Consider the following 19,997-nt stretch of genomic DNA (forward strand, 5'->3'; position numbering starts at 1 on the left):
GGTCCCCCAGGAAAGCTAAGCCAAAGCTAACTTTGGACAGGTTCTAATTTCCGACAACGCAGAACCTACGCCTCCGCATTCCCCGCCGCCAGCAAGGAAAGGCTGGGCTAACCTGCGACTTTGCCGATCGACCGGGTGACATGGAGCCCGGCGAGGCTGGGGTCAACCGCCGATGGTGGGACACATGGGCCATGCCATCGATCCGCGAACGGGCACGCGGCGCACTGCTCGGTCTGGCCGTGGGGGACGCCCTCGGGGCGCCCGCGGAGAACATGAAACCGTCCGAGATCCGCGCCCGCTGGGGCCGGATCACGGGGTACGTCAAGGACGTACCGGCCGGCACGGACGACACGGAGTACGCGATCTTCTCGGGCCTGCTACTGGCCCGCCACGGCTCGGCCCTCACCCCCGCCCACGTGGAGGCGGCCTGGCACGAGTGGATCGCCGACCGCGCCGAGGGCCCCTTCCGCGGGGCGGGCTTCAGCGAGCGCGGCACCCTGGAGAACCTCCGCCGCGGTCTCGCCGCCCCCATCTCCGCCCAGCACCGGCACGCCTGGAGCGACGGTCTCGCCATGCGCGCGGCCCCCTTCGGCGTCTTCGCCGCGGGCCGCCCCGCCGAGGCGGCCCGGCTGGCGGCGATCGACGGCTCGGTGAGCCACGAGGGCGAGGGCATCTACGGCGGCCAGGCCGTGGCGGCGGGTGTGGCGGCGGCGATGGCCGGGGCGGCGCCGATCGCGGTGGTGGCCTCCGCCCTCGCCGTCGTCCCGGACGACTCCTGGACGGCCCGCTCCCTGCGCCGGGCCGTGACAGCCGCCCACCGCGGCGAACGCGCGGTCCGCTCGGCGGTGGTGATCGGCGGCTACCCGTGGACGGACCTGGCCCCGGAAGCCGTCGCCCTGGCCTACGGCGCCTACGCGGCGGCAGACGGCGACTTCCGCGACGCGGTCCTCACGGCGGTCAACATGGGCCGCGACGCCGACACGACGGCGGCGGTGGCGGGCGCGCTGGCGGGAGCGACACAGGGCGTCGCCGCGATCCCGGCCGACTGGGCGGCGGCGATCACCCCGGCGAGGGGCAGCTGCCTGCCGGCGATGGCGGGCCACCACGTCCTGGAGGTGGCGGACCTGCTGACGGAGGACGAGGAGACATCGGTACGTCCCCCGGACCCCACGTCCTTCACCCTGGCACCCGACACTGAGGCGGGGGTAGTCCGGTGAGGCCCCCAGGCCCCTGGGACGAGGGAGCCACCAGCGAACCGACGCCCACGGCGCAGCCGGACGCTCCCGCGGCCGCCGACGGCGGGGACGCCCCACAGGGGCCACCCGCAGCCGACGACGATGGTTGTACGGGTGGTGCGGGTGGGAACGAACCCGCCGAAGGCGAAGCCGAGGCGGTGGACGGCGGCAAGCCCCCGCAAGGACCCGCCGAAGCGGTGCATGGCGGCAAGCCCCCGCAAGGACCCGCCGAAGCGGTGCATGGCGGCAAGCCCCCACAGGGACCCGCCGAGGCGGTGGACGGCGGCAAGCCCCCGCAGGGACCCGCCGAGGCCGACAGGACCGTCGGCCTCCTGCTGGGCCTGGCCGCGGGCGACGCCGCCGGCTGGCCCTCCGCCCGCCACAGAGCCACCCGCATGCCCGACTGGACCCGCCGCCTCACCCGGGAACTCGACAACTTCGCCGAGCACAACGCCACGACCACCCTCCCCGTCCCCATCGCCCTCAACCAACCCCCCGAGCCCCTCCTCCTCGGCCCCTCCGACGACGCCGAGTGGGCGGCCTTCGCCGCCGAGGCCCTCCTCCGCGCCGGCGACGACACCGCCCTCGGCGACCTCAGCCGCGAACGCCGCACCAGAGCCGCCCTCGACCTCACCTGGAACGCCCTGGCCAGCGAGGTCGCCGCCGCGGCCCAACGCGCCCCGGAGGTGGAGTCCGCCGTCCTCCCCCTCCGCGCCCGCATCTCCGTCCGCGCCGGCCTCGGCAACCTCGCCGCCGGCCTCCGCCCGCCCGCCACCGGCCACGACAACCCCCACTACTTCGACGACGCGGCCTGCGTCCGGGCCTGCGTCCTGGCCGTGGCCCACCCGGGCGACCCCCGACTCGCCGCGGACCTCGCCGAGTTCGACGCCCGCTACACCCAGGACGGCGACGGAGTGCACGGAGCCCGCGCGATGGCGGCGGCGGTGTCCCTGGCGCTGACCGGCGCCGACGTCCACACCTGCGTGACGGCCGCCCTCGCCGAACTCCCCGAGACCACCGAGATCGGCCGCAACGCCCGCCACGCGCTCGACCTGGCCCGCCGGGCCGAGTCCGCCTTCGCCCTGGTCCCCCTCCTGGAACACCAGATCGTCGACCACGTCTACAGCTACGGCATCGCGGCCGCCGAAACCGTCCCCGTGGCGCTGGCCCTGACGACCGCCGCAAGGGGCCGTATCGCCGAAGCGGTACCGGCGGCGGCCTGTCTCTCCCGAGTGGCCGACTCCGCCCCCGCCCTCGCCGGCGCCCTGACCGGAGCCCTGGGCGGCGGCAGCACGATCCCGGCCTCCTGGCGGGACGCCTGCCGCACCCTCTCCGGCTGCGCGCTCCCCCGCCTCACCGCCACCGACCTGGTGGAACTCGCCGAACTCCTGGAAGCCACGCAACCGGCCCCACCGGGAGGATGATTCGGGCATGACGCCCAAAGAGCAGGAAACAACCGGCCTCACGGAACAAGCGACAACCAGCCTCGAGGACCGCATCACCGGAGCCCTCGTGGGCGCGGCGGTCGGGGACGCGTTGGGCGGCCCGGTCGAGGGCTACTCCCCCACCCAGATCGTCGAACGTCACGGCGGCCGCGTCCACGGCATCGTCGGCCCCTGGAACGGCGACGCCTGGCGCACGGCCCGCCCCCTCGCCCCGTACCACAAGGGCGACGGTCACGTCACCGACGACACGTTGATGACGCACGCGCTGGTACGGGTCTACGGAACCGTCCGCGACCACCTCGACGCGTACGCGATCGCCGACCATCTGGTCCCCGACCTGATGACGAACCCGCGCTGGATCCCGGAGCTGGAAGCCGAGGCCCTTCCCCTCCACCGCGTCTTCCTCGCCGAGAAATGGCTGGTGACCCGCCTCCACTACGCCCACGCCGACCCGCGCGAGGCCGGCGTCGGCAACATCGTCAACTGCGGCGCCGCGATGTACATGGCCCCGGTCGGCCTGGTCAACGCGGCCGATCCGGCGGCCGCCTACGCCGAGGCCCTGGACGTCGCGGGCGCCCACCAGTCGTCGTACGGCCGGGAGGCGGCGGCCGTCCTCGCGGCGGCGGTGGCGGCGGCCTGCGTCCCCGGTGCCACCCCGGACACGATCGTCTCGACCGTCCTCTCCCTCGCCAAGGACGGCACCCGCGAGGCGATCGAGCGGGTCTGCGAAGTGGCGTCCCGGCACACGGACTTCGAGTCCGCCCTGGCCCCCCTGCGCGAGGCGGTGACACCGTACGACACGGTGGGCCCCGACTACCGCGCCCCCTCCCTCGGCGCCCGCCGCCCCTCCCGTCTGCACTCCATCGAGGAACTCCCCATCGCCCTCGGCATGGTGCTGGTGTCCGGCGGCGACTACCGCCACGCGGTCCTGGGCTCGGTGAACTACGGCCGGGACTGCGACTCGATCGCCACGATGGCGGGCGCCCTGACCGGCGCCCTCGGCTCCCCGGTGCCGGACGACTGGTCCAAGACGGTATCGGAGGCGAGCCGTCTGGACCTGTGGGAACCGGCCCGCGTCCTCACCGAGGTGGCGTACGAGATCTTCGAGCGGGACGTACAGCGGCGGCGGGCGCACGAGGCGGCGTTCACGAGACTCGGAAGCCTCGGATGCTCCGACTGACCTGGGTGCAGCCGGAGGACCTGATCGGCCATGAGCTGCGTCAGGCGGCTCTGGACGGTCGTGAGGCGTCGGTGATCGCGGCGCGCTGGAGGGCGGCGGGGGGTGCGGAAGCCCCGGGCCGAGCGGGTGCGTCGACGGAACGGGCATCGCGCTACCTGCGGCAGCTGGCGGAGGACCTGCTGGACGAACTGGCGGACCTGCCCGGCACGTTGACCGAGGCGGAGCCGACCGACCTCACGAGGATCAAGGCCTGCTGCCCCGACTGGCCCCGGCCGGCCCGAGCGGCCACGAGCCGACTCCGTCTGGAAGCCGCCTGGCTGGGCCGGGCCGCGGGCTGCCTCCTGGGCAAGCCCGTCGAGAAGCTCCCCCTCACCGGCATCCGCCAACTGGCCCGGTCCACCGGCAACTGGCCCCTGAACACCTACTTCACCGCCCGAGGGGTCCCGGAAGACCTCCTCTCACAGCACCCCTGGAACCGCCGCTCGGCCTCCACCTCCCTCGTCGAGAACATCGACGGGATGCCCGAGGACGACGACCTGAACTACCCCCTCCTCAACCTGCTCCTGCTCCAACGCCACGGCCGCCGCTTCACCACCGCCGACGTGGCGAGGCTCTGGCTGGACGAACTCCCCGCCGGCCGCACCTTCACCGCCGAACGCGTCGCCTACCGCAACCTCCTCACCGGCATCGAACCCCCGCACACCGCCCGCCACCGCAACCCCTTCCGCGAATGGATCGGCGCCCTCATCCGCGCGGACGTCCACGGCTGGACCAACCCCGGCGACCCGGCCGCCGCCGCGGAACAGGCCCATGCGGACGCCTCCCTCACCCACACCGGCAACGGCGTCTACGCGGCGATGTTCACCGCGGCCGTCATCGCCGAGGCCGCCACCGGCACCCACGACATCCACAGCTGCCTGAGCACCGGCCTCACGGTGATCCCACCCCGCTCCCGCCTGTCCGAGGCGATCCGCCACGCCATCCGACTGGCCGGGAAAGAGCCCGACTTCGACACCGTCGTGGACCAACTCCACGCCATCTACGCCGAGACCCACCACTGGGTCCACGCCATCCCCAACACGGCCCTGATCGCCGCCGCCCTCACCCACGCCGACGGCGACTTCACCGGCTCCATCTCCCGTGCCGTGTCGGGCGGCCTGGACACCGACTCCAACGGCGCCACCGCGGGCGGCATCGCCGCACTGCTCACCGGCAGCCCCGCCGCCCTCCCCGACCGCTGGACGTCCCCCCTGAAGAACCGGCTGTCCACGTCCGTCGGCGACTTCAACGGCGTCGGCTTCGACACCCTGGCCCACCTCACCCACCGGGAGGCATCCCACCCATGACCCACATCGTCGTGCTGGGCAGCACGAACATGGACCTCGTCACCTACGTCGAGAAGGCCCCGCAGCGCGGAGAGACCGTGACAGGACGGCAGTTCCGTACGATCCCCGGCGGCAAGGGCGCCAACCAGGCGATCGCCGCGGCCCGCGCGGGCGCCACCGTGTCGATGATCGGCGCCATCGGCACCGACACCTACGGCACCCATCTCCGCTCCACCCTGGAACACTCGGGCGTCGAGACGGACCTGCTCCGCACCATCGACGGCCCCTCCGGCACCGCCCACATCGTCGTCGACGACGAGGGCGGCAACGCGATCGTCGTGATCCCCGGCGCCAACGGCACCGTCGACCACCTCGTCCCCGGCGACGAGGGCCTCATCGCCTCCGCCGACACCCTGCTGCTGCAACTGGAGATCCCGATGCCCGCGGTCGTCGCGGGAGCGCGGACCGCCCGCGCCCATGGCGTCCGTACGATCCTCACCCCCGCCCCGGCACAGCCCCTGCCCCCCGAACTCCTCGCCGCCACCGACCTGTTGATCGCCAACGAGTACGAGGCGGTCACCCTCACCGACGAGACCGACACCGTCGACGCGGCCACCGCCCTGCTGGAGAAGGTCCCGGCCGTGGTGGTCACGCTCGGCGCGGCGGGCAGCCTGTACCTGGCACGGGACGCCGAGCCCCTCGCCGTCGGGGCCCCGCAGGTCACCGCCGTGGACTCCACCGGCGCGGGCGACACCTTCGTCGGCGCGCTCGCGGTGGCCCTCGGCGAGGAGCGGCCCATCCGTGAGGCCCTGGCCTGGGCCGCCACGGCCGCCGCGCTCTCGGTGCAGCGCCCCGGCGCCTCCGCGTCGATGCCGTACCGCTCCGAGATCGAGGCGCGGTACTCCTCATGACCACTCCCGGCACCCGGCCCCCGCTCACCGGTCTGCGCGTCCTCGACCTCGCCACGCTCTTCGCCGGCCCCCTCGCCGCCACCCTGCTCGGCGACTTCGGCGCGGAGGTCGTCAAGGTCGAGCACCCCACCAAACCGGATCCCTCCCGCGGCCACGGTCCCTCGAAGGACGGCGTCGGTCTGTGGTGGAAGATCCTCGGCCGCAACAAGCGCACGATCACCCTCGACCTCTCCAAACCCGGCGGCCGCGCCACGCTGCTCCAACTTGCCGCCACCGCAGACGTGTTGATCGAGAACTTCCGTCCCGGCACCCTGGAGAAGTGGGACCTCGGCTGGGCGGAGCTGTCCGCCGTCAACCCCCGGCTGGTCCTCACCCGCGTCACCGCCTTCGGCCAGTTCGGCCCCTACGCCCACCGCCCCGGCTTCGGCACCCTCGCCGAGGCGATGAGCGGCTTCGCCGCGATCACCGGTGAACCGGACGCCCCTCCGACCCTCCCGCCCTTCGGCCTCGCCGACTCCATCGCGGGCCTGGCGTCGGCGTACGCCGTGCTGACCGCGCTCGCCGCGCGCGAGCGCACCGGCGAGGGCCAGGTCGTCGACATGGCGATCATCGAACCGATCCTCACCGTCCTCGGCCCCCAGCCCACCTGGTACGACCAGCTCGGATACGTCCAGGCCCGCACCGGCAACCGCTCCGCCAACAACGCCCCGCGCAACACCTACCGCACCGCCGACGGCACCTGGGTCGCCGTCTCCACCTCGGCCCAGTCGATCGCGGAACGCGTGATGCACCTGGTGGGCCGCCCGGAGCTGATCGACGAGCCCTGGTTCGCGACGGGCGCCGAGCGCGCCGCGCACGCGGACGTCCTCGACGCGGCGGTCGGCGACTGGATCGCCACCCGCACCCGCACGGAGGTCCTCGCCGCCTTCGAGAAGGCGGAGGCGGCCATCGCGCCCGTGCAGGACGTACGGGACGTACTCAGCGACCCGCAGTACCAGGCCCTCGACACGATCACGACCCTCGACGATCCCGAACTCGGCCCGCTCCGTATGCAGAACGTCCTCTTCCGACTCTCCTCCACGCCGGGCGCCATCCGCTGGGCGGGCCGCCCGCACGGCGCGGACACGGAACAGGTCCTGACCGAACTGGGCCTGAGCCGGGCCGAGTTGGCGGCTCTACGGGAGGAGGGGGCCGTATGACCGACAGGACCACCCCGCTCACCTGGCTGTACGCCCCCGGCGACCGCCCGCACGTGGTCGCCAAGGCCCTCGTCGCCGGCGCCGACGTCGTGGTCGTCGACCTGGAGGACGCGGTCGCCCCGGACCGCAAGGACTACGCCCGCGCCGCCACGGCCGAGCTCCTCACCGACTCCCCGCCGGTCCCGGTCCACGTCCGCGTCAACGCCCTGGACGGCCCGCTGGCGCCCCGGGACCTCGAAGCGATCGCCATGCTCCCGGGCCTGTCGGGCCTGCGTCTGCCGAAGGTGACGTCACCGTCCCAGATCATCCGCATCGCCCACCACATGACCTCGCTGAGGGGCGACGCCCCCGCGCTGTACGCCCTCCTGGAAACCGCCCTGGCCGTGGAAAACGCCCACGCCATCGCCTCCGCTCACCCGTCGCTGCGCGGCATCTCGCTGGGCGAGGCGGATCTCCGGGCCGACCTGGGCGTACGTGAGGACGCGGGCCTCGACTGGTCGCGCTCCCGGGTCGTCGTAGCCGCCCGGGCGGCGGGCCTGCCCCCGCCACCGCAGTCGGTGCACCCGGACATCCGGGACCTGGAGTCCCTGGCGGCCTCCTGCACCCACGGCCGCGCCCTGGGCTTCCTCGGCCGAGCCGCCATCCACCCCCGCCAACTCCCCATCATCGAACGGGCCTACCTCCCCACGACCCACGAGATCGAGGAGGCGGAAACCATCGTGAAGGCGGCGACAAGGGACCAGGGCGCCCAGGCCCTCCCGGACGGCCGCTTCATCGACGCGGCGGTCGTGGCAACGGCCCAGCGCACCCTGTCCCTGGCCAACCGCTGCCGATGAAACGCCGACGGCGGGTCCCGGCGTGCCTAAGCCGCCGAAACCCGCCGTCGGTCGTGCGTCAGAGCTTCTTGGCCGACTCGGTCGACTCGGCCTTGTCCTTCGCCTCGGCTTCAGCGGCGTTCTCCTCGGAGGACTCCCCGCCGGCCTCCTTGACGTCGGCGTCCTTGACGTCGGCGTCCTTGACGTCGGCGTCCTTGACGTCGGCGTCCTTGGCTTCGGTCTCGCCCTCGGTCTCCTCGCCCGGAGCCTCGTCCGCCGCCCCCGGCTCGACCACCGCTTCACGCCCGGGCCGCTTCTTCGAGGACACCACGATGTACGTCACCGCGAGCAGGAACACGATTCCCGCGGTCCAGTCGTTCAGCCGCAGCCCGAGGATGTGGTGCGCGTCGTCGACCCGCATGTACTCGATCCACGCCCGCCCCACGCAGTACGCGGCGACGTACAGCGCGAACGCCCGCCCGTGCCCCAGCTTGAACCGCCGGTCGGCCCAGATGACCAGGAAGGCGACGCCGATGCACCACAGGGACTCGTAGAGGAACGTCGGGTGGTAGTACCCCGGCACCCGACCGTCCGCCGAGGACGTGATGTGCAGCGCCCAGGGAACGTCGGTCTCCTTGCCGTACAGCTCCTGGTTGAACCAGTTGCCCCACCGCCCGATCGCCTGCGCGAGGGCAATACCGGGCGCCACGGCGTCGGCGTACGCGGGCATCGGGATGCCCCGGCGCCGACAGCCGATCCAGGCACCCAGCGCACCGAGCGCGATCGCGCCCCAGATACCGAGGCCGCCCTCCCACACCTTGAAGGCGTCCACCCAGTCACGGCCCTGGCTGAAGTACAGCTCGTAGTCCGTGATCACGTGGTAGAGCCGGCCGCCGACGAGGCCGAACGGCACCGCCCAGACAGCGATGTCGGCCACCGTCCCGGCCCGTCCCCCGCGGGCGATCCAGCGCTTGTTGCCGAGCCAGACCGCGACGAAGACGCCGATGATGATGCAGAACGCGTAGCCGCGCAGCGGAATGGGGCCGAGATACAGCACCCCGCGCGACGGGCTCGGAATGTAGGCAAGTTCTTCCATGGCAGGGTCGACGCTACCGTGCCGGACCGGGACCACGGCAGGCGGCCCGGCTACGGGTCCATAACGGGCAGGTGTGAATGGGTCCCGTGCGCCTTACCGCTTGGCGGCCTCCTGTACCAGTTGCTTGAGCTTGGCCGGGGTCATCGTCTGGTCCTGGTAGATGTTCTTGCCGTTGAGGATCACGGTCGGCGTGCCGGAGAAACCGCTGGACCTGAACGCGGCGGCCGACTTGTCGACCCAGCTGTCGTGCGTGCCGTCGTTGACGCAGGTGCGGAAGGCCGGGGTGTCGAGGCCGTGCACCTTGCCCGCGAGCGCGATCAGCTTGCTGTTGTCCGCGAAGGCGTCGTCGGTCTCCTTCGGCTGGTTCTGGTACAGCACGTCGTGGTAGTCGCGGAACTTCCCGGCGTCCTGGGCGCAGGCCGCCGCGTTGGCCGCGCGCAGCGAGCCGGTGCCGCCGAGGTTCCCGTCGATCAGTCTGACCAGGTGGTACTCGACCCGGAGCTGTCCGGAGTCGGTCAGCTCGTGGATGGTCGGGCGGTAGGTCATCTCGAAGGCCTGGCAGGCCGGGCAGCGGAAGTCCTCCCAGACGGTGAGCGTCGACCTGGCACCGTCCTTGCCGACCGGGATCGCGAGACTGTCCTTGCCCTGGGCCCCGGACGGCGCCGCGATGGGGCCCGAGCTCTTGCTGCCCTTGTCTTTGCCGGCGTTCGCGGCGACCACGCCGATCACCGCGGCGAGCCCCAGCACGCAGACGACGCTCGCGCCGACGATCAGCACCCGCCGCCGCTTCTCGGCGGCCTTCTGCTTCTCGCGCTCGACCGCCAGCCGCTCACGGGCGGTGCGCTTTCCCTCACGGTTCTTCTCGCTCACACCCCCAGAACGAACCGGGGAGGCGCAGCGCGCCTCCCCGGTCCCAGGTCCACCCGTTCGAGTGACCGAATGTTCCGTAGTGTGCCGTTACGCCTGGCCGCGCACGCCCTTCGCCAGTTCCCCGGCGAGTGCGCGGACCGCCTCGACGCCGGCCGCGTCGTCCGGCGCGTCCAGCATCCGCTTCACGAACGCCGAGCCGACGATCACGCCGTCGGCGAAGCCGGCCACCTCGGCGGCCTGCGCGGCGTCGGAGACGCCGAGACCGACGCAGACGGGCAGGTCGGTGCCGGTCGCCCGGGTCCGCTCGACCAGGTCCTGGGCCTGCGCGCCCACAGACTCACGGGTGCCGGTGACGCCCATGAGCGAGGCGGCGTACACGAAGCCGCTGCCGGCCGCGGTGATCTGTGCGAGCCGGGCGTCCTTGCTGCTGGGCGCGACCACGAAGACCGTGGCGAGCCCGTGCTTCTCGGCGTGCTCCCGCCACAGCGCCGCTTCCTGGACGGGCAGGTCGGGCAGGATGCACCCGGCGCCCCCGGCCTCCGCCAGTTCGGCGGTGAAGCGCTCGACGCCGTAGCGGTCGATGGGGTTCCAGTACGTCATGACGAGGATCGGCTTGCCGGTGGCCTCGTGGGCCTCCTTGACCGTGCGCATGACGTGCGCGATCTTGACGCCGCCGCGCAGGGCGATGTCGTCGGCGGTCTGGATGACGGGACCGTCGAGGACGGGGTCGCTGTGCGGCAGCCCCACCTCCATGACGTCCGCCCCGCCCTCCAGGGCGGCCTTGATCGCCTCGATGCCGCCGTCCACGGTCGGGAACCCGGCCGGGAGGTAGGCGATGAGCGCGGCACGGCCCTCGGCCTTGGCGGCGGCGAGGGTGTCCGACAGCAGTTGGATGTTCCCGCTCACTTGGCGTCCCCCTCGATCTCGGCGGTGTCGGCGGCGTCGGCCGCGACCTCGGCGTCGGTGTCGTACAGGCCGAAGTAGCGGGCGGCGGTGTCCATGTCCTTGTCGCCGCGGCCGGACAGGTTGACGACGATCAGACCGTCCTCGCCCAGCTCCCTGCCGATCTCCAGGGCACCCGCGAGGGCGTGGGCGCTCTCGATCGCCGGGATGATGCCCTCGGTGCGCGAGAGCAGGCGCAGGGCCTGCATCGCCGCGTCGTCGGTGACCGCGCGGTACTCGCCGCGACCGCTGTCCTTGAGGTACGAGTGCTCCGGGCCGATGCCCGGGTAGTCCAGGCCGGCCGAGATCGAGTACGGCTCGGTGATCTGGCCCTCGTCGTCCTGCAGGACGTAGGACCGGGAGCCGTGCAGGATGCCGGGCTCGCCTGCGGTGAGGGTGGCCGCGTGCTCGCCGGTCTCCACGCCGTGGCCGGCCGGCTCGCAGCCGATCAGGCGGACGCCCTCGTCGGGGATGAACGCGTGGAAGAGGCCGATGGCGTTGGAGCCGCCGCCGACGCAGGCGATCGCCGCGTCCGGGAGGCGGCCGGCGCGCTCCAGGAGCTGGCGGCGGGCCTCCACGCCGATGACGCGGTGGAAGTCGCGGACCATGGCCGGGAAGGGGTGCGGGCCGGCGACCGTACCGAAGAGGTAGTGGGTGTGGTCGACGTTGGCGACCCAGTCGCGGAAGGCCTCGTTGATGGCGTCCTTCAGGGTGCGGCTGCCGGACTTCACCGCGACGACCTCGGCCCCGAGCATGCGCATGCGGGCCACGTTGAGGGCCTGGCGCCGGGTGTCGATCTCGCCCATGTAGATCGTGCACTCGAGGCCGAACAGGGCGCAGGCGGTGGCGGTGGCCACGCCGTGCTGGCCGGCGCCGGTCTCCGCGATGACCCGGGTCTTGCCCATGCGCTTGGTGAGCAGGGCCTGGCCGAGGACGTTGTTGATCTTGTGGGAGCCGGTGTGGTTGAGGTCCTCGCGCTTGAGGAACACGCGTGCGCCGCCCGCTTCCGCGGCGAAACGGGGGACCTCGGTGAGCGCCGAGGGGCGCCCCGTGTAGTTGAGCAGCAGGTCGTCGAGCTCTCGGGCGAACTCGGGGTCGTGCTTGGCCTTGTCGTACTCGACGGCCACCTCGTCCACGGCTGCGACGAGGGCCTCCGGGATGAACTTGCCGCCGAAGTCCCCGAAGTAGCCTTCGGGGCTCGGTACTTGACCCTCCGGGTCGGGGATGAAGAAGTCGCTGGGCATGGCTGAACCTCACGGTGAGTTTGGGACGTACGTGTTCGCCGTGGGGGCGGAGCCCGAATGCGACCTCAGGTTGTGCGTGGCTGGTCGCGCAGTTCCCCGCGCCCCTAGGGGGCGCGCTGCCATCGACGGCCGTTTACCTGTCCCGGTTCGTCTCCGATGACGTAGCGCACGCGGCGGCCGTGTACGCGGCGGGCCGGGGCGCGGCAGCCGCGAGGGCGGCAGCCGCGCGCGAGGCGGGCGTACCGGTCCACGGTCGTCAGGGTGAGTGTCATCGGGGTCAGCCTACCGAAAGATCAAGCGCGCCCGTGCCGCAAAGCCGGGTGCTCGCCCGCCGCCACCAGGTCCGAGACCGCTGTCCTCGGGTCCTTGCCGGTGACCAGGGACTCGCCCACCAGGACCGCGTCGGCGCCGGCGTTGGCGTAGGCGATCAGGTCGTGGGGGCCGCGGACGCCGGACTCGGCGATCTTGACGAGGTGGTCGGGGATCTCGGGGGCCACGCGCTCGAAGGTGGAGCGGTCGACCTCGAGGGTCTTGAGGTTGCGCGCGTTGACGCCGATGATCTTGGCGCCGGCGTCCACCGCCCGCTCGACCTCGTCCTCGTCGTGCACCTCGACGAGCGGGGTGAGGCCGATGGAGACGGCGCGCTCGATGAGGGACTCCAGGGCGGGCTGTTCCAGGGCGGCGACGATCAGGAGGGCGAGGTCGGCGCCGTACGCGCGGGCCTCCCAGAGCTGGTACGACGTGACGATGAAGTCCTTGCGCAGGACGGGGATGTCCACGCGTGCGCGGACCGCCTCCAGGTCGGCCAGCGAGCCGCCGAAGCGGCGCTGCTCGGTGAGGACGGAGATGACGGCCGCGCCGCCCGCCTCGTAGTCCGCGGCGAGTCCGGCGGGGTCGGCGATCGCGGCCAGCGCGCCCTTGGAGGGGCTGGATCGCTTGACCTCGCAGATGACCTTGACGCCGTCGCCCTTGAGCGCGGCGACCCCGTCCTTGGCGGTGGGAGCCTTCGCCGCACGCTCCTTGAGCTCGTCGAGGCTGACGCGCGCCTGCCGCTCCGCGAGGTCGGCACGGACTCCGTCGATGATCTCGTCGAGCACACTCACGCGAGCGGCCCCCTTCCAGACGGTGGACTGTTGAAGCTTTTTGACCGTCGGGAGAAAACCGATGGTCACTGCGATGGTATCCGGAGGAGGGCGCAGCCCTCGCATCCGGTTGACACCGGTCCCACTACCTGGACGTTCACGGTTTGATCAAGGATGCAGCAAGCCACCGAACGGCAGGTTCCGGACAACCGTGAAGACCAGCAGCAACGCCCCGAGGGCCCACAGGTGCGCCGACCCGAGCCCGAGCCGCAGCGGCCGTCCCCGTACCGCACGCACCACCCATACGGTCCACAGCACGGCGAAGAGCGGATAGCCGACGGTGGCCAGGGCGTTGTCGTGGAGCGCACCGAGGAAGTCGCCGTGGACGAAGGCGTGCGCGCTGCGCAGTCCGCCGCAGCCGGGGCAGTACAGGCCGGTGACGGCGTACAGGGGGCAGACGGGGTAGTGGCCGGGCTGGTTGGGGTCGACCGTGCCCACGTAGGCGAAGGCCCCGGCGACGGCGGCCATGATGCCCGCGGGCACGGCGAGCCGCGCCGCCGTGGTGGGTTCGGCGCGGGAGGGCGTGACGGACCGGCTCTCGACGTTCACGTCAGGCATTCTCCCCCGGAACGGCCGCCACGCACGCGTGAGGGGCGACCCGGCTTTCCGGGTCGCCCCTCACGCGTGCGTGCAGTAGTCGTGCGCGCTCAGCTCTCGGCGTGCGCAGCCTGGCTCTCCGCCAGCTCCGACTGGAAGCTGTCGTGCGCGTCCTTCGGCTGGCCCATGCCCATCGCGCTCATCACCCAGCCGACGATGCCACCGATGACCACGATCGCCATGCCGGCCCAGAAGCCCGCGGGCTGAGCCATGACCATGAAGGCGCCCGCGACGCAGAAACCGATGAAGGCGATGATGACACCGGTCCAGGCGGCCGGGGTGTGACCGTGGCTGCTGCCCGCCATGACTTGCTCCTCGTTGCTGATTACGTGTCTGAGCCGGACGCTCAGCCGACATTGTCCCGCACGCGCGCGCGTGCGCTGCCCGGGGGTCGCCCTTCGCGCGTCGGCGCCGTCGCCTACGCGCTCGTCGGGTCCTCCCCGCGGTCCAGGGCCTTCCACAGGTCCTCGGGACGGTCGGGATCGACGGCGGGCCTGCGCCGCGGCCTGGCCGCCCCGTCCCGCTCGTAGCGGCCGGACATCGCCGGCCAGTACCGCCCGTAGCGCAGCGCGAGCAGCCCGGCCAGCAGGATCAGCGCGCCGCCCGCCGCGGCCACGTACGGCCAGGCCGTGTGGCTGAGGGCGTGCACCGTGGCCGAGGTGTCGCCGGCCGCCTGGGCGGCCTTGTCGTCGAGGGCCGAGCTGTCGGAGGCTCCGAGCAGGGCCGCGGCGACCGTGCCGGCGCCGGAGAGCGCGAGCAGGGCAGCGACCAGCAGACGGCCGGCCCGGCGGACGGCGAACACGGCGACCAGCGCGGCCAGTCCCACTATGGCCAGCGCGGCGGGGACGCCGGTGACGTCACTGCCCTTGGCGGTCAGGGAGAAGGCACCGCCGGCCACCGTCGTGGTGCCCTCCGACCAGCGCTGCCGGGTCGACAGCAGCGCCACGGCCGCGCCGAGCGCACCGGCCAGCAGGGCGACGGCGAGGGAGATGCGGCCGGCCCGGGCGGGTCCTGCGGCTTCGGAACGGGGATGAGGTACGGCAGTCACGTACTCCACTATCGCCCGAACCCCGGGTGAACCGTCACCCGGGGTTCACGTGAGACCCGTCCTACTGTCCGAGCCGGTTGGCCGTGTGGACCGCGCGCAGCACCGCAGCCGCCTTGTTGCGGCACTCCTGGTCCTCGGCGACCGGGTCGGAGTCGGCGACGATGCCGGCGCCCGCCTGGACGTACGCCGTGCCGCCCCGGAGCAGGGCGGTGCGGATGGCGATGGCGGTGTCGGAGTCGCCCGCGAAGTCGAGGTAGCCGACGCAGCCGCCGTACAACCCGCGCCGGGACGGCTCGAGTTCGTCGATGATCTGCATCGCGCGGGGCTTGGGGGCGCCGGAGAGGGTGCCGGCCGGGAAACAGGCCGTCAGGACGTCAAAGGCGGTGCGGCCCGCGGCGACCCGGCCGGTGACCGTCGAGACGATGTGCATCACGTGCGAGTACCGCTCGATGGACATGAAGTCGACGACCTCGACGGAGCCCGGCTCGCAGACCCGTCCGAGGTCGTTGCGTCCGAGGTCGACCAGCATCAGGTGCTCGGCGCGCTCCTTGGGGTCGGCGAGCAGTTCGTCGGCGAGCGCCTGGTCCTCCTGCGGGGTCGCCCCGCGGTGCCGGGTGCCGGCGATGGGGTGGACCATGGCCCGTCCGTCCTCGACCTTCACCAGGGCCTCGGGGGACGAGCCGACGACGTCGAAGCCGTCGAAGCGGAACAGGTACATGTACGGGGAGGGGTTGGTGGCCCTGAGCACCCGGTACACGTCCAACGCGCTTGCCGTGCACGGTGTTTCGAAGCGCTGGGAGGGGACGACCTGGAAGGCCTCACCGGCGCGGATGCGTTCCTTGACGTCCTCGACGGCCGCCTGGAAGTCGGGGCCGCCCCACAGCGCGGTGTACTCGGGCAGTTCCGAGGGCGGCAGGACGGCGGGCGGCTGGGCGACCGCCCGGGACAGGTCCGCCTCCATCGCGTCCAGCCGGGCCACGGCGTCCGCGTAGGCCTCGTCGACGCCGGTGTCCAGGTCGTTGTGGTTGATCGCGTTGGCGATCAGCAGGACCGAGCCCTCCCAGTGGTCCATCACGGCCAGGTCGCTGGTGAGCAGCATGGTCAGCTCGGGCAGCTGCAGGTCGTCCCGCTCGCCGGGGCCGATCTTCTCCAGGCGGCGCACGATGTCGTAGCCGAGGTAGCCGACCATGCCGCCGGTGAAGGGCGGCAGGCCCTCCTGGTGCGGGGTGTGCAGGGCCTCGATGGTGGCGCGCAGGGCGGCGAGCGGGTCACCGTCCACGGGGACGCCGACGGGCGGGGTGCCGAGCCAGTGGGTTCCGCCGTCGCGGGAGGTCAGGGTGGCGGCGCTGCGGACGCCCACGAAGGAGTAGCGGGACCAGGAGCGGCCGTTCTCCGCGGACTCCAGCAGGAAGGTGCCGGGGCGCTCGGCGGCGAGCTTGCGGTACAGCGCGACGGGGGTGTCGCCGTCGGCGAGGAGCTTGCGCGTGACCGGGATGACACGCCGGTCGGTGGCGAGCTTGCGGAAGGTCTCGAGGTCCATGGCGGCTGACCTTACTGATCCCGTGCGGGTACGACGGAATCGGCGCCCTCGGTCTCCTTGAGGAGCACGTCCTCGTCGAAGCAGGTGCGGGCGCCGGTGTGGCAGGCGGCGCCGACCTGGTCGACCTTGACCAGCACGGTGTCGGCGTCGCAGTCCAGCGCGACCGACCTGACCCACTGAAAGTGGCCCGAGGTGTCGCCCTTGACCCAGTACTCCTGGCGGCTGCGCGACCAGTAGGTGCAGCGGCCGGTGGTGAGCGTGCGGTGCAGCGCCTCGTCGTCCATCCAGCCCAGCATCAGCACCTCACCGGTGTCGTACTGCTGGGCGATCGCGGGGAGGAGCCCGTCGGCGCTGCGCTTGAGCCGCGCGGCGATCTCGGGGTCGAGGCTGCTGGGCCGGGGGGTACCGGTCGTACTGGTCATGGGTGCCATTGTGCCGCGCGCCACGGACAGTGACGGGCCATGTCCACTGGGCGGACCCGGAGGGTGGTCGTAGGCTGATGGGCATGTCGACTTTCGCCAAGCGTGAACGACTTCTTCTGGCCGATCTGTTGGAGGCCGAGGGCCCCGACGCCCCGACCCTCTGCGAGGGCTGGCTCACCCGTGATCTCGCCGCGCACGTGGTGGTGCGCGAGCGCCGTCCCGACGCAGCCGGCGGCATGCTGATCAAGCAGCTCGCGCCGCGCCTGGAGCGGGTGATGGCGGAGTTCACTGCGAAGCCGTACGAGGAGCTGATCCAGCTCATCCGCACGGGCCCGCCGCGCTTCTCGCCGTTTCAGCTCAAGCAGGTGGACGAGCTGTCGAACACGGTGGAGTTCTACGTCCACACGGAGGACGTCCGCCGGGCCCGGCCGGACTGGGCGCCTCGGGAGCTGGACCAGGTCTTCCAGGACACGCTGTGGTCGCGTCTGGAGCGTTCGGCCCGGCTGATGGGCCGCAGTGCCCCGACCGGCCTGGTGCTGCGTCGCCCCGACGGCCAGACGGCGGTGGCACACCGCGGCACCCCCGTCGTCACGGTGACCGGCGAACCGTCCGAGCTGCTGCTGTTCTCCTACGGCCGGCAGAGCGCCGCCAAGGTTGAACTGGACGGCGACAAGGAAGCGATCACCAAGCTCCACGAGGCGAAGCAACTGGGCATCTGACGAGGCCCGGCCGGTTCCAGGGGCACCTGGCGCATCTGACAAGCCACCGGCCAGATCCGGAGCCACGCGGCACATCTGACACGGCACCGGCCGGATCCGGAGCCACGCGGCGCACCCGACAAGACACCGGCCGGATCCAGAACCACCCGGCGCACCCGACAAGACACCAGCCGAATCCAGAACCACCCGGCGCACCCGACAAGACACCAGCCGAATCCAGAACCACCCGGCGCACCCGACAACACCGGCCGGGTCCGCGGCACGCGGCACGCGGCGCCGCCCCGCCCGGCCCCTCCGTGCCTCACCCGGGCAGTTCCGCGCGCCGCAACTCGCTCACGCCCAGCGCGACCAGCCCGCCCAGTCCGCACACCGCCGCGCTGGCCACGTACACCGGCCCCGTTCCCCACGCGCCGATCGCCGCGGCCGTCAGGGGCATGGTGAGGGGGGTCAGGCCGAGGCTGACCAGACTGGAGACCGCGGTGACGCGGCCGAGGTAGGCGGGGGCCGCGTGGGTCTGCAGCAGGGCCGTGCACATGGCGCCGCTGAGCCCCGCCAGCAGCCCGACGGCGAGTGCCGTGCCCACCGCCGCGAGGAGACTCGGCACGAAGGCCAGCGCGCCGACGGCGACCGCCCCCGCGAGCAGCGCCCATCCCGCCACCCACCCGGCGTGCGGCAGCCGCCCCCGCACCGCCAGCAGCAGCGAGACGAACCCCGCGCCCACGCCGAACCCGGCCAGCACCCAGCCCATCCCGGAGGCGCCCCACCCGCGCTCGTCGGCGAGCAGCGTCAGCCCCACGTTGAACGGCCCGACGAACCCGAGGTCCCCCAGGGCGATGGCCAGGACCAGCGGAGCGAGAACGCGGTGACGGCGGATGTACCGCAGGCCCGCCACCAGGTCGGACCAGGCGGTGCCGCCCCGCTCGTCCACCGCGTCGTCCGGCGGCAGCTCCCGCATCCGTACGGAGACCAGCAGCGGCACGGACACGGCGATCAGCAGCCCCGCGAGCCCGAACGCGGCCGCCGCCCCGCCCACCGCCACACCGAGCCCGCCGAGCGGCGCGCCCACGACGACGGCGAACCGGTACGCGAGGCCCCGCATGCCCTGCACCCGGGCGAGCTGCCCGCGGCCGGTGATCCGGGCGGGCAGCGCCCCGACGGCGGGCACGAACACGGAGTCCACGATGCCGAAGACCAGGGCGAGCGCCGCGAGCGGCCACAGCCCCGGGCCGGTGAGGAACAGCAGTGCCGCCACCGCCAGCACGGCCGCGCAGCGCACGGCGTCACTGCCGATGACGACCCTGCGCGGCCCGAACCGGTCGGCGACCACTCCGCCGCCCAGCATCAGCACCGCGCGCGGGAGAGCGCTGACGGACATCACGAGCCCGGCCTGAGCGGGGGTGCCCGCCTGCACCGCGGCCCAGGACAGGGCGACGTAGTACACGCCGTCGCCGGCCATCGAGGAGGCGTAGGCGCCGACCCAGCGCAGGACGTTGCCGTCCCGGTGGGCGGGCTTCTCGGGGGTGGTGACCGTGGCCGTGCTCTCGAGCCCGGTGGTCATGCGGGGGTCCTCTCAGAGACGGAAGGGGAAGGCGTACGTGTGCACCGCGACGTTCTCCCGGCCCTCGGTGTCGCCGGCGGCCATGGCGGCCCGGCCGTGCTCCTCGTAGCGGCGCACGAGGGCGTTCATCTCCTTGGCCAGTTCGAGCAGTTCGTCGGGGGTCAGGTGCAGCAGCCACTCGGAGGAGTCGGAGGCGCTGGTCCACGCGTCGCTCCAGTGCGCGCGCTCGTCGAGGAAGCGGCGGACCATGTCGGCGCGCTGCTCGAAGAAGAGGCGGCTGGCCGCGATGTGCGCGGCGGCCTTCTCGGGGGCGTCCCGGAAGTCCTCGTCGCGGATGCTCACGCCGTCCGAGGCGGGCTGCCACCAGCGCTCGCGCCCGTCCCCGCGCGGCTCGGCCTCCTCGATCAGCCCGTGCGCGGCCAGCTTGCGCAAGTGGTAGCTGACCAGCGACACCGCCTCGTCGACCTGCTCGGACAGCTGGGACGCGGTGGCCGTCCGCGCGATGATCAGCAGCCGGTACAGCTGCGCCCGCAGCGGATGCGCGAGCGCTTTGAGGGTGCCCACGTCCGTGATGCGGCGGTCTCTCTCGCGGTCTGCCATGCCCTCAGGCTAGAAACGAAAGAAAAGTTGCACAATCTAAGTTGCACAATATTTTTTGCGCAACTTCTCTTTCGCTTCCCGGGTGCCGTGCTTCCTGGGAGCCGTGCGA

21 protein-coding genes are annotated in these 19,997 nt (G+C 72.6%); 8 read left to right on the plus strand and 13 right to left on the minus strand.

The annotated features are described in order from the left end of the window. Nucleotides 1-191 precede the first annotated feature (191 nt). The 7 genes from ABZZ74_RS03690 to ABZZ74_RS03720 are packed head-to-tail and all read left to right on the plus strand — an operon-like array spanning nucleotide 192 to nucleotide 8,131. Nucleotides 192-1,217 (plus strand): ADP-ribosylglycohydrolase family protein, encoded by a 1,026-nt coding sequence (locus ABZZ74_RS03690; RefSeq protein WP_356761568.1) that lies wholly within the window; start codon nucleotides 192-194, stop codon nucleotides 1,215-1,217. Continuing rightward, nucleotides 1,214-2,659 carry an ADP-ribosylglycohydrolase family protein gene (locus ABZZ74_RS03695; protein ID WP_356761570.1) on the plus strand — a complete coding sequence of 482 codons (1,446 nt, stop codon included), beginning with the start codon at nucleotides 1,214-1,216 and terminating at the stop codon, nucleotides 2,657-2,659. Before ABZZ74_RS03690 ends, ABZZ74_RS03695 begins: the two co-directional genes overlap by 4 nt. Nucleotides 2,660-2,666: 7 nt before the next feature. After that, nucleotides 2,667-3,860 (plus strand): ADP-ribosylglycohydrolase family protein, encoded by a 1,194-nt coding sequence (locus ABZZ74_RS03700; RefSeq protein WP_356761571.1) that lies wholly within the window; start codon nucleotides 2,667-2,669, stop codon nucleotides 3,858-3,860. After that, a complete protein-coding gene (locus tag ABZZ74_RS03705; protein ID WP_356761573.1) occupies nucleotides 3,848-5,206 on the plus strand; it encodes an ADP-ribosylglycohydrolase family protein in 1,359 nt (452 codons plus the stop codon). Before ABZZ74_RS03700 ends, ABZZ74_RS03705 begins: the two co-directional genes overlap by 13 nt. Beyond that, nucleotides 5,203-6,096, plus strand: a complete 894-nt coding sequence (gene rbsK / locus ABZZ74_RS03710) for a ribokinase (RefSeq protein WP_356761575.1) — start codon at nucleotides 5,203-5,205, stop codon at nucleotides 6,094-6,096. The genes ABZZ74_RS03705 and rbsK overlap by 4 nt, the downstream gene beginning before the upstream one ends. Further along, nucleotides 6,093-7,295 carry a CoA transferase gene (locus ABZZ74_RS03715; RefSeq protein ID WP_356761577.1) on the plus strand — a complete coding sequence of 401 codons (1,203 nt, stop codon included), beginning with the start codon at nucleotides 6,093-6,095 and terminating at the stop codon, nucleotides 7,293-7,295. Before rbsK ends, ABZZ74_RS03715 begins: the two co-directional genes overlap by 4 nt. Beyond that, on the plus strand, nucleotides 7,292-8,131 hold the full coding sequence (locus ABZZ74_RS03720; RefSeq protein WP_356761579.1) for a CoA ester lyase: 840 nt from the start codon (nucleotides 7,292-7,294) through the stop codon (nucleotides 8,129-8,131). Before ABZZ74_RS03715 ends, ABZZ74_RS03720 begins: the two co-directional genes overlap by 4 nt. A 58-nt stretch (nucleotides 8,132-8,189) precedes the next feature. Here the strand turns inward: ABZZ74_RS03720 and lgt are convergent, their stop codons facing one another. From lgt to hisI, 11 genes are all read right to left on the minus strand, one after another. Further along, a complete protein-coding gene (lgt, locus tag ABZZ74_RS03725; RefSeq protein ID WP_356761581.1) occupies nucleotides 8,190-9,206 on the minus strand; it encodes a prolipoprotein diacylglyceryl transferase in 1,017 nt (338 codons plus the stop codon). A 93-nt stretch (nucleotides 9,207-9,299) separates the two neighbouring features. Beyond that, nucleotides 9,300-10,076, minus strand: coding sequence for a thioredoxin domain-containing protein (locus tag ABZZ74_RS03730; RefSeq protein WP_356761583.1), 777 nt, complete (start codon nucleotides 10,074-10,076; stop codon nucleotides 9,300-9,302). A gap of 87 nt (nucleotides 10,077-10,163) precedes the next feature. Further along, on the minus strand, nucleotides 10,164-10,982 hold the full coding sequence (trpA, locus tag ABZZ74_RS03735; RefSeq protein ID WP_133042801.1) for a tryptophan synthase subunit alpha: 819 nt from the start codon (nucleotides 10,980-10,982) through the stop codon (nucleotides 10,164-10,166). Continuing rightward, nucleotides 10,979-12,262: a tryptophan synthase subunit beta gene (gene trpB, locus ABZZ74_RS03740; RefSeq protein WP_356761585.1), complete on the minus strand. Its 1,284-nt coding sequence runs from the start codon at nucleotides 12,260-12,262 to the stop codon at nucleotides 10,979-10,981. Before trpB ends, trpA begins: the two co-directional genes overlap by 4 nt. A gap of 104 nt (nucleotides 12,263-12,366) precedes the next feature. Further along, nucleotides 12,367-12,534 carry a hypothetical protein gene (locus ABZZ74_RS03745; protein ID WP_356761587.1) on the minus strand — a complete coding sequence of 56 codons (168 nt, stop codon included), beginning with the start codon at nucleotides 12,532-12,534 and terminating at the stop codon, nucleotides 12,367-12,369. Between the two features lie 21 nt (nucleotides 12,535-12,555). Further along, a complete protein-coding gene (gene trpC, locus ABZZ74_RS03750; protein WP_356761589.1) occupies nucleotides 12,556-13,365 on the minus strand; it encodes an indole-3-glycerol phosphate synthase TrpC in 810 nt (269 codons plus the stop codon). A 147-nt stretch (nucleotides 13,366-13,512) separates the two neighbouring features. Next, nucleotides 13,513-13,962, minus strand: coding sequence for a DUF2752 domain-containing protein (locus tag ABZZ74_RS03755; protein WP_356761591.1), 450 nt, complete (start codon nucleotides 13,960-13,962; stop codon nucleotides 13,513-13,515). Between the two features lie 89 nt (nucleotides 13,963-14,051). Continuing rightward, nucleotides 14,052-14,306: an HGxxPAAW family protein gene (locus ABZZ74_RS03760; protein ID WP_356761592.1), complete on the minus strand. Its 255-nt coding sequence runs from the start codon at nucleotides 14,304-14,306 to the stop codon at nucleotides 14,052-14,054. Nucleotides 14,307-14,419: 113 nt separating this feature from the next. Then, nucleotides 14,420-15,058: a TIGR02234 family membrane protein gene (locus ABZZ74_RS03765; RefSeq protein ID WP_356761594.1), complete on the minus strand. Its 639-nt coding sequence runs from the start codon at nucleotides 15,056-15,058 to the stop codon at nucleotides 14,420-14,422. 52 nt (nucleotides 15,059-15,110) lie between these two features. Further along, on the minus strand, nucleotides 15,111-16,589 hold the full coding sequence (locus ABZZ74_RS03770; protein ID WP_356761596.1) for an anthranilate synthase component I: 1,479 nt from the start codon (nucleotides 16,587-16,589) through the stop codon (nucleotides 15,111-15,113). Nucleotides 16,590-16,600: 11 nt separating this feature from the next. Continuing rightward, a complete protein-coding gene (gene hisI, locus ABZZ74_RS03775) occupies nucleotides 16,601-17,011 on the minus strand; it encodes a phosphoribosyl-AMP cyclohydrolase (protein ID WP_133042809.1) in 411 nt (136 codons plus the stop codon). A gap of 83 nt (nucleotides 17,012-17,094) precedes the next feature. Between hisI and ABZZ74_RS03780 the strand changes: the two genes are divergently transcribed. Beyond that, nucleotides 17,095-17,730, plus strand: a complete 636-nt coding sequence (locus tag ABZZ74_RS03780; RefSeq protein WP_133042810.1) for a TIGR03085 family metal-binding protein — start codon at nucleotides 17,095-17,097, stop codon at nucleotides 17,728-17,730. Nucleotides 17,731-18,031: 301 nt separating this feature from the next. Here ABZZ74_RS03780 and ABZZ74_RS03785 read toward each other — a convergent pair whose 3' ends face one another. Together ABZZ74_RS03785 and ABZZ74_RS03790 are read right to left on the minus strand one after the other, a co-directional pair. Next, on the minus strand, nucleotides 18,032-19,288 hold the full coding sequence (locus ABZZ74_RS03785; RefSeq protein WP_356761599.1) for an MFS transporter: 1,257 nt from the start codon (nucleotides 19,286-19,288) through the stop codon (nucleotides 18,032-18,034). Between the two features lie 12 nt (nucleotides 19,289-19,300). After that, nucleotides 19,301-19,888 (minus strand): helix-turn-helix domain-containing protein, encoded by a 588-nt coding sequence (locus ABZZ74_RS03790; RefSeq protein ID WP_356761601.1) that lies wholly within the window; start codon nucleotides 19,886-19,888, stop codon nucleotides 19,301-19,303. Between the last annotated feature and the right edge of the window lie 109 nt (nucleotides 19,889-19,997).

Origin of the sequence: Streptomyces sp. NPDC006476 (genome assembly GCF_040612015.1) — a bacterium.
GTDB lineage: Bacteria > Actinomycetota > Actinomycetes > Streptomycetales > Streptomycetaceae > Streptomyces > Streptomyces griseorubiginosus_B.

Coding starts and splice junctions, on each gene's coding strand:
- ABZZ74_RS03715 (WP_356761577.1), top strand. CDS start 6,093: ATGACCACTCCCGGCACCCGGCCCCCGCTCACCGGTCTGCGCGTCCTC.
- ABZZ74_RS03700 (WP_356761571.1), top strand. CDS start 2,667: ATGACGCCCAAAGAGCAGGAAACAACCGGCCTCACGGAACAAGCGACA.
- ABZZ74_RS03690 (WP_356761568.1), top strand. CDS start 192: ATGCCATCGATCCGCGAACGGGCACGCGGCGCACTGCTCGGTCTGGCC.
- ABZZ74_RS03780 (WP_133042810.1), top strand. CDS start 17,095: ATGTCGACTTTCGCCAAGCGTGAACGACTTCTTCTGGCCGATCTGTTG.
- rbsK (WP_356761575.1), top strand. CDS start 5,203: ATGACCCACATCGTCGTGCTGGGCAGCACGAACATGGACCTCGTCACC.
- ABZZ74_RS03760 (WP_356761592.1), bottom strand. CDS start 14,306: ATGGCGGGCAGCAGCCACGGTCACACCCCGGCCGCCTGGACCGGTGTC.
- trpB (WP_356761585.1), bottom strand. CDS start 12,262: ATGCCCAGCGACTTCTTCATCCCCGACCCGGAGGGTCAAGTACCGAGC.
- ABZZ74_RS03785 (WP_356761599.1), bottom strand. CDS start 19,288: ATGACCACCGGGCTCGAGAGCACGGCCACGGTCACCACCCCCGAGAAG.
- ABZZ74_RS03745 (WP_356761587.1), bottom strand. CDS start 12,534: ATGACACTCACCCTGACGACCGTGGACCGGTACGCCCGCCTCGCGCGC.
- ABZZ74_RS03705 (WP_356761573.1), top strand. CDS start 3,848: ATGCTCCGACTGACCTGGGTGCAGCCGGAGGACCTGATCGGCCATGAG.
- ABZZ74_RS03770 (WP_356761596.1), bottom strand. CDS start 16,589: ATGGACCTCGAGACCTTCCGCAAGCTCGCCACCGACCGGCGTGTCATC.
- hisI (WP_133042809.1), bottom strand. CDS start 17,011: ATGACCAGTACGACCGGTACCCCCCGGCCCAGCAGCCTCGACCCCGAG.
- ABZZ74_RS03790 (WP_356761601.1), bottom strand. CDS start 19,888: ATGGCAGACCGCGAGAGAGACCGCCGCATCACGGACGTGGGCACCCTC.
- ABZZ74_RS03755 (WP_356761591.1), bottom strand. CDS start 13,962: ATGCCTGACGTGAACGTCGAGAGCCGGTCCGTCACGCCCTCCCGCGCC.
- lgt (WP_356761581.1), bottom strand. CDS start 9,206: ATGGAAGAACTTGCCTACATTCCGAGCCCGTCGCGCGGGGTGCTGTAT.
- ABZZ74_RS03720 (WP_356761579.1), top strand. CDS start 7,292: ATGACCGACAGGACCACCCCGCTCACCTGGCTGTACGCCCCCGGCGAC.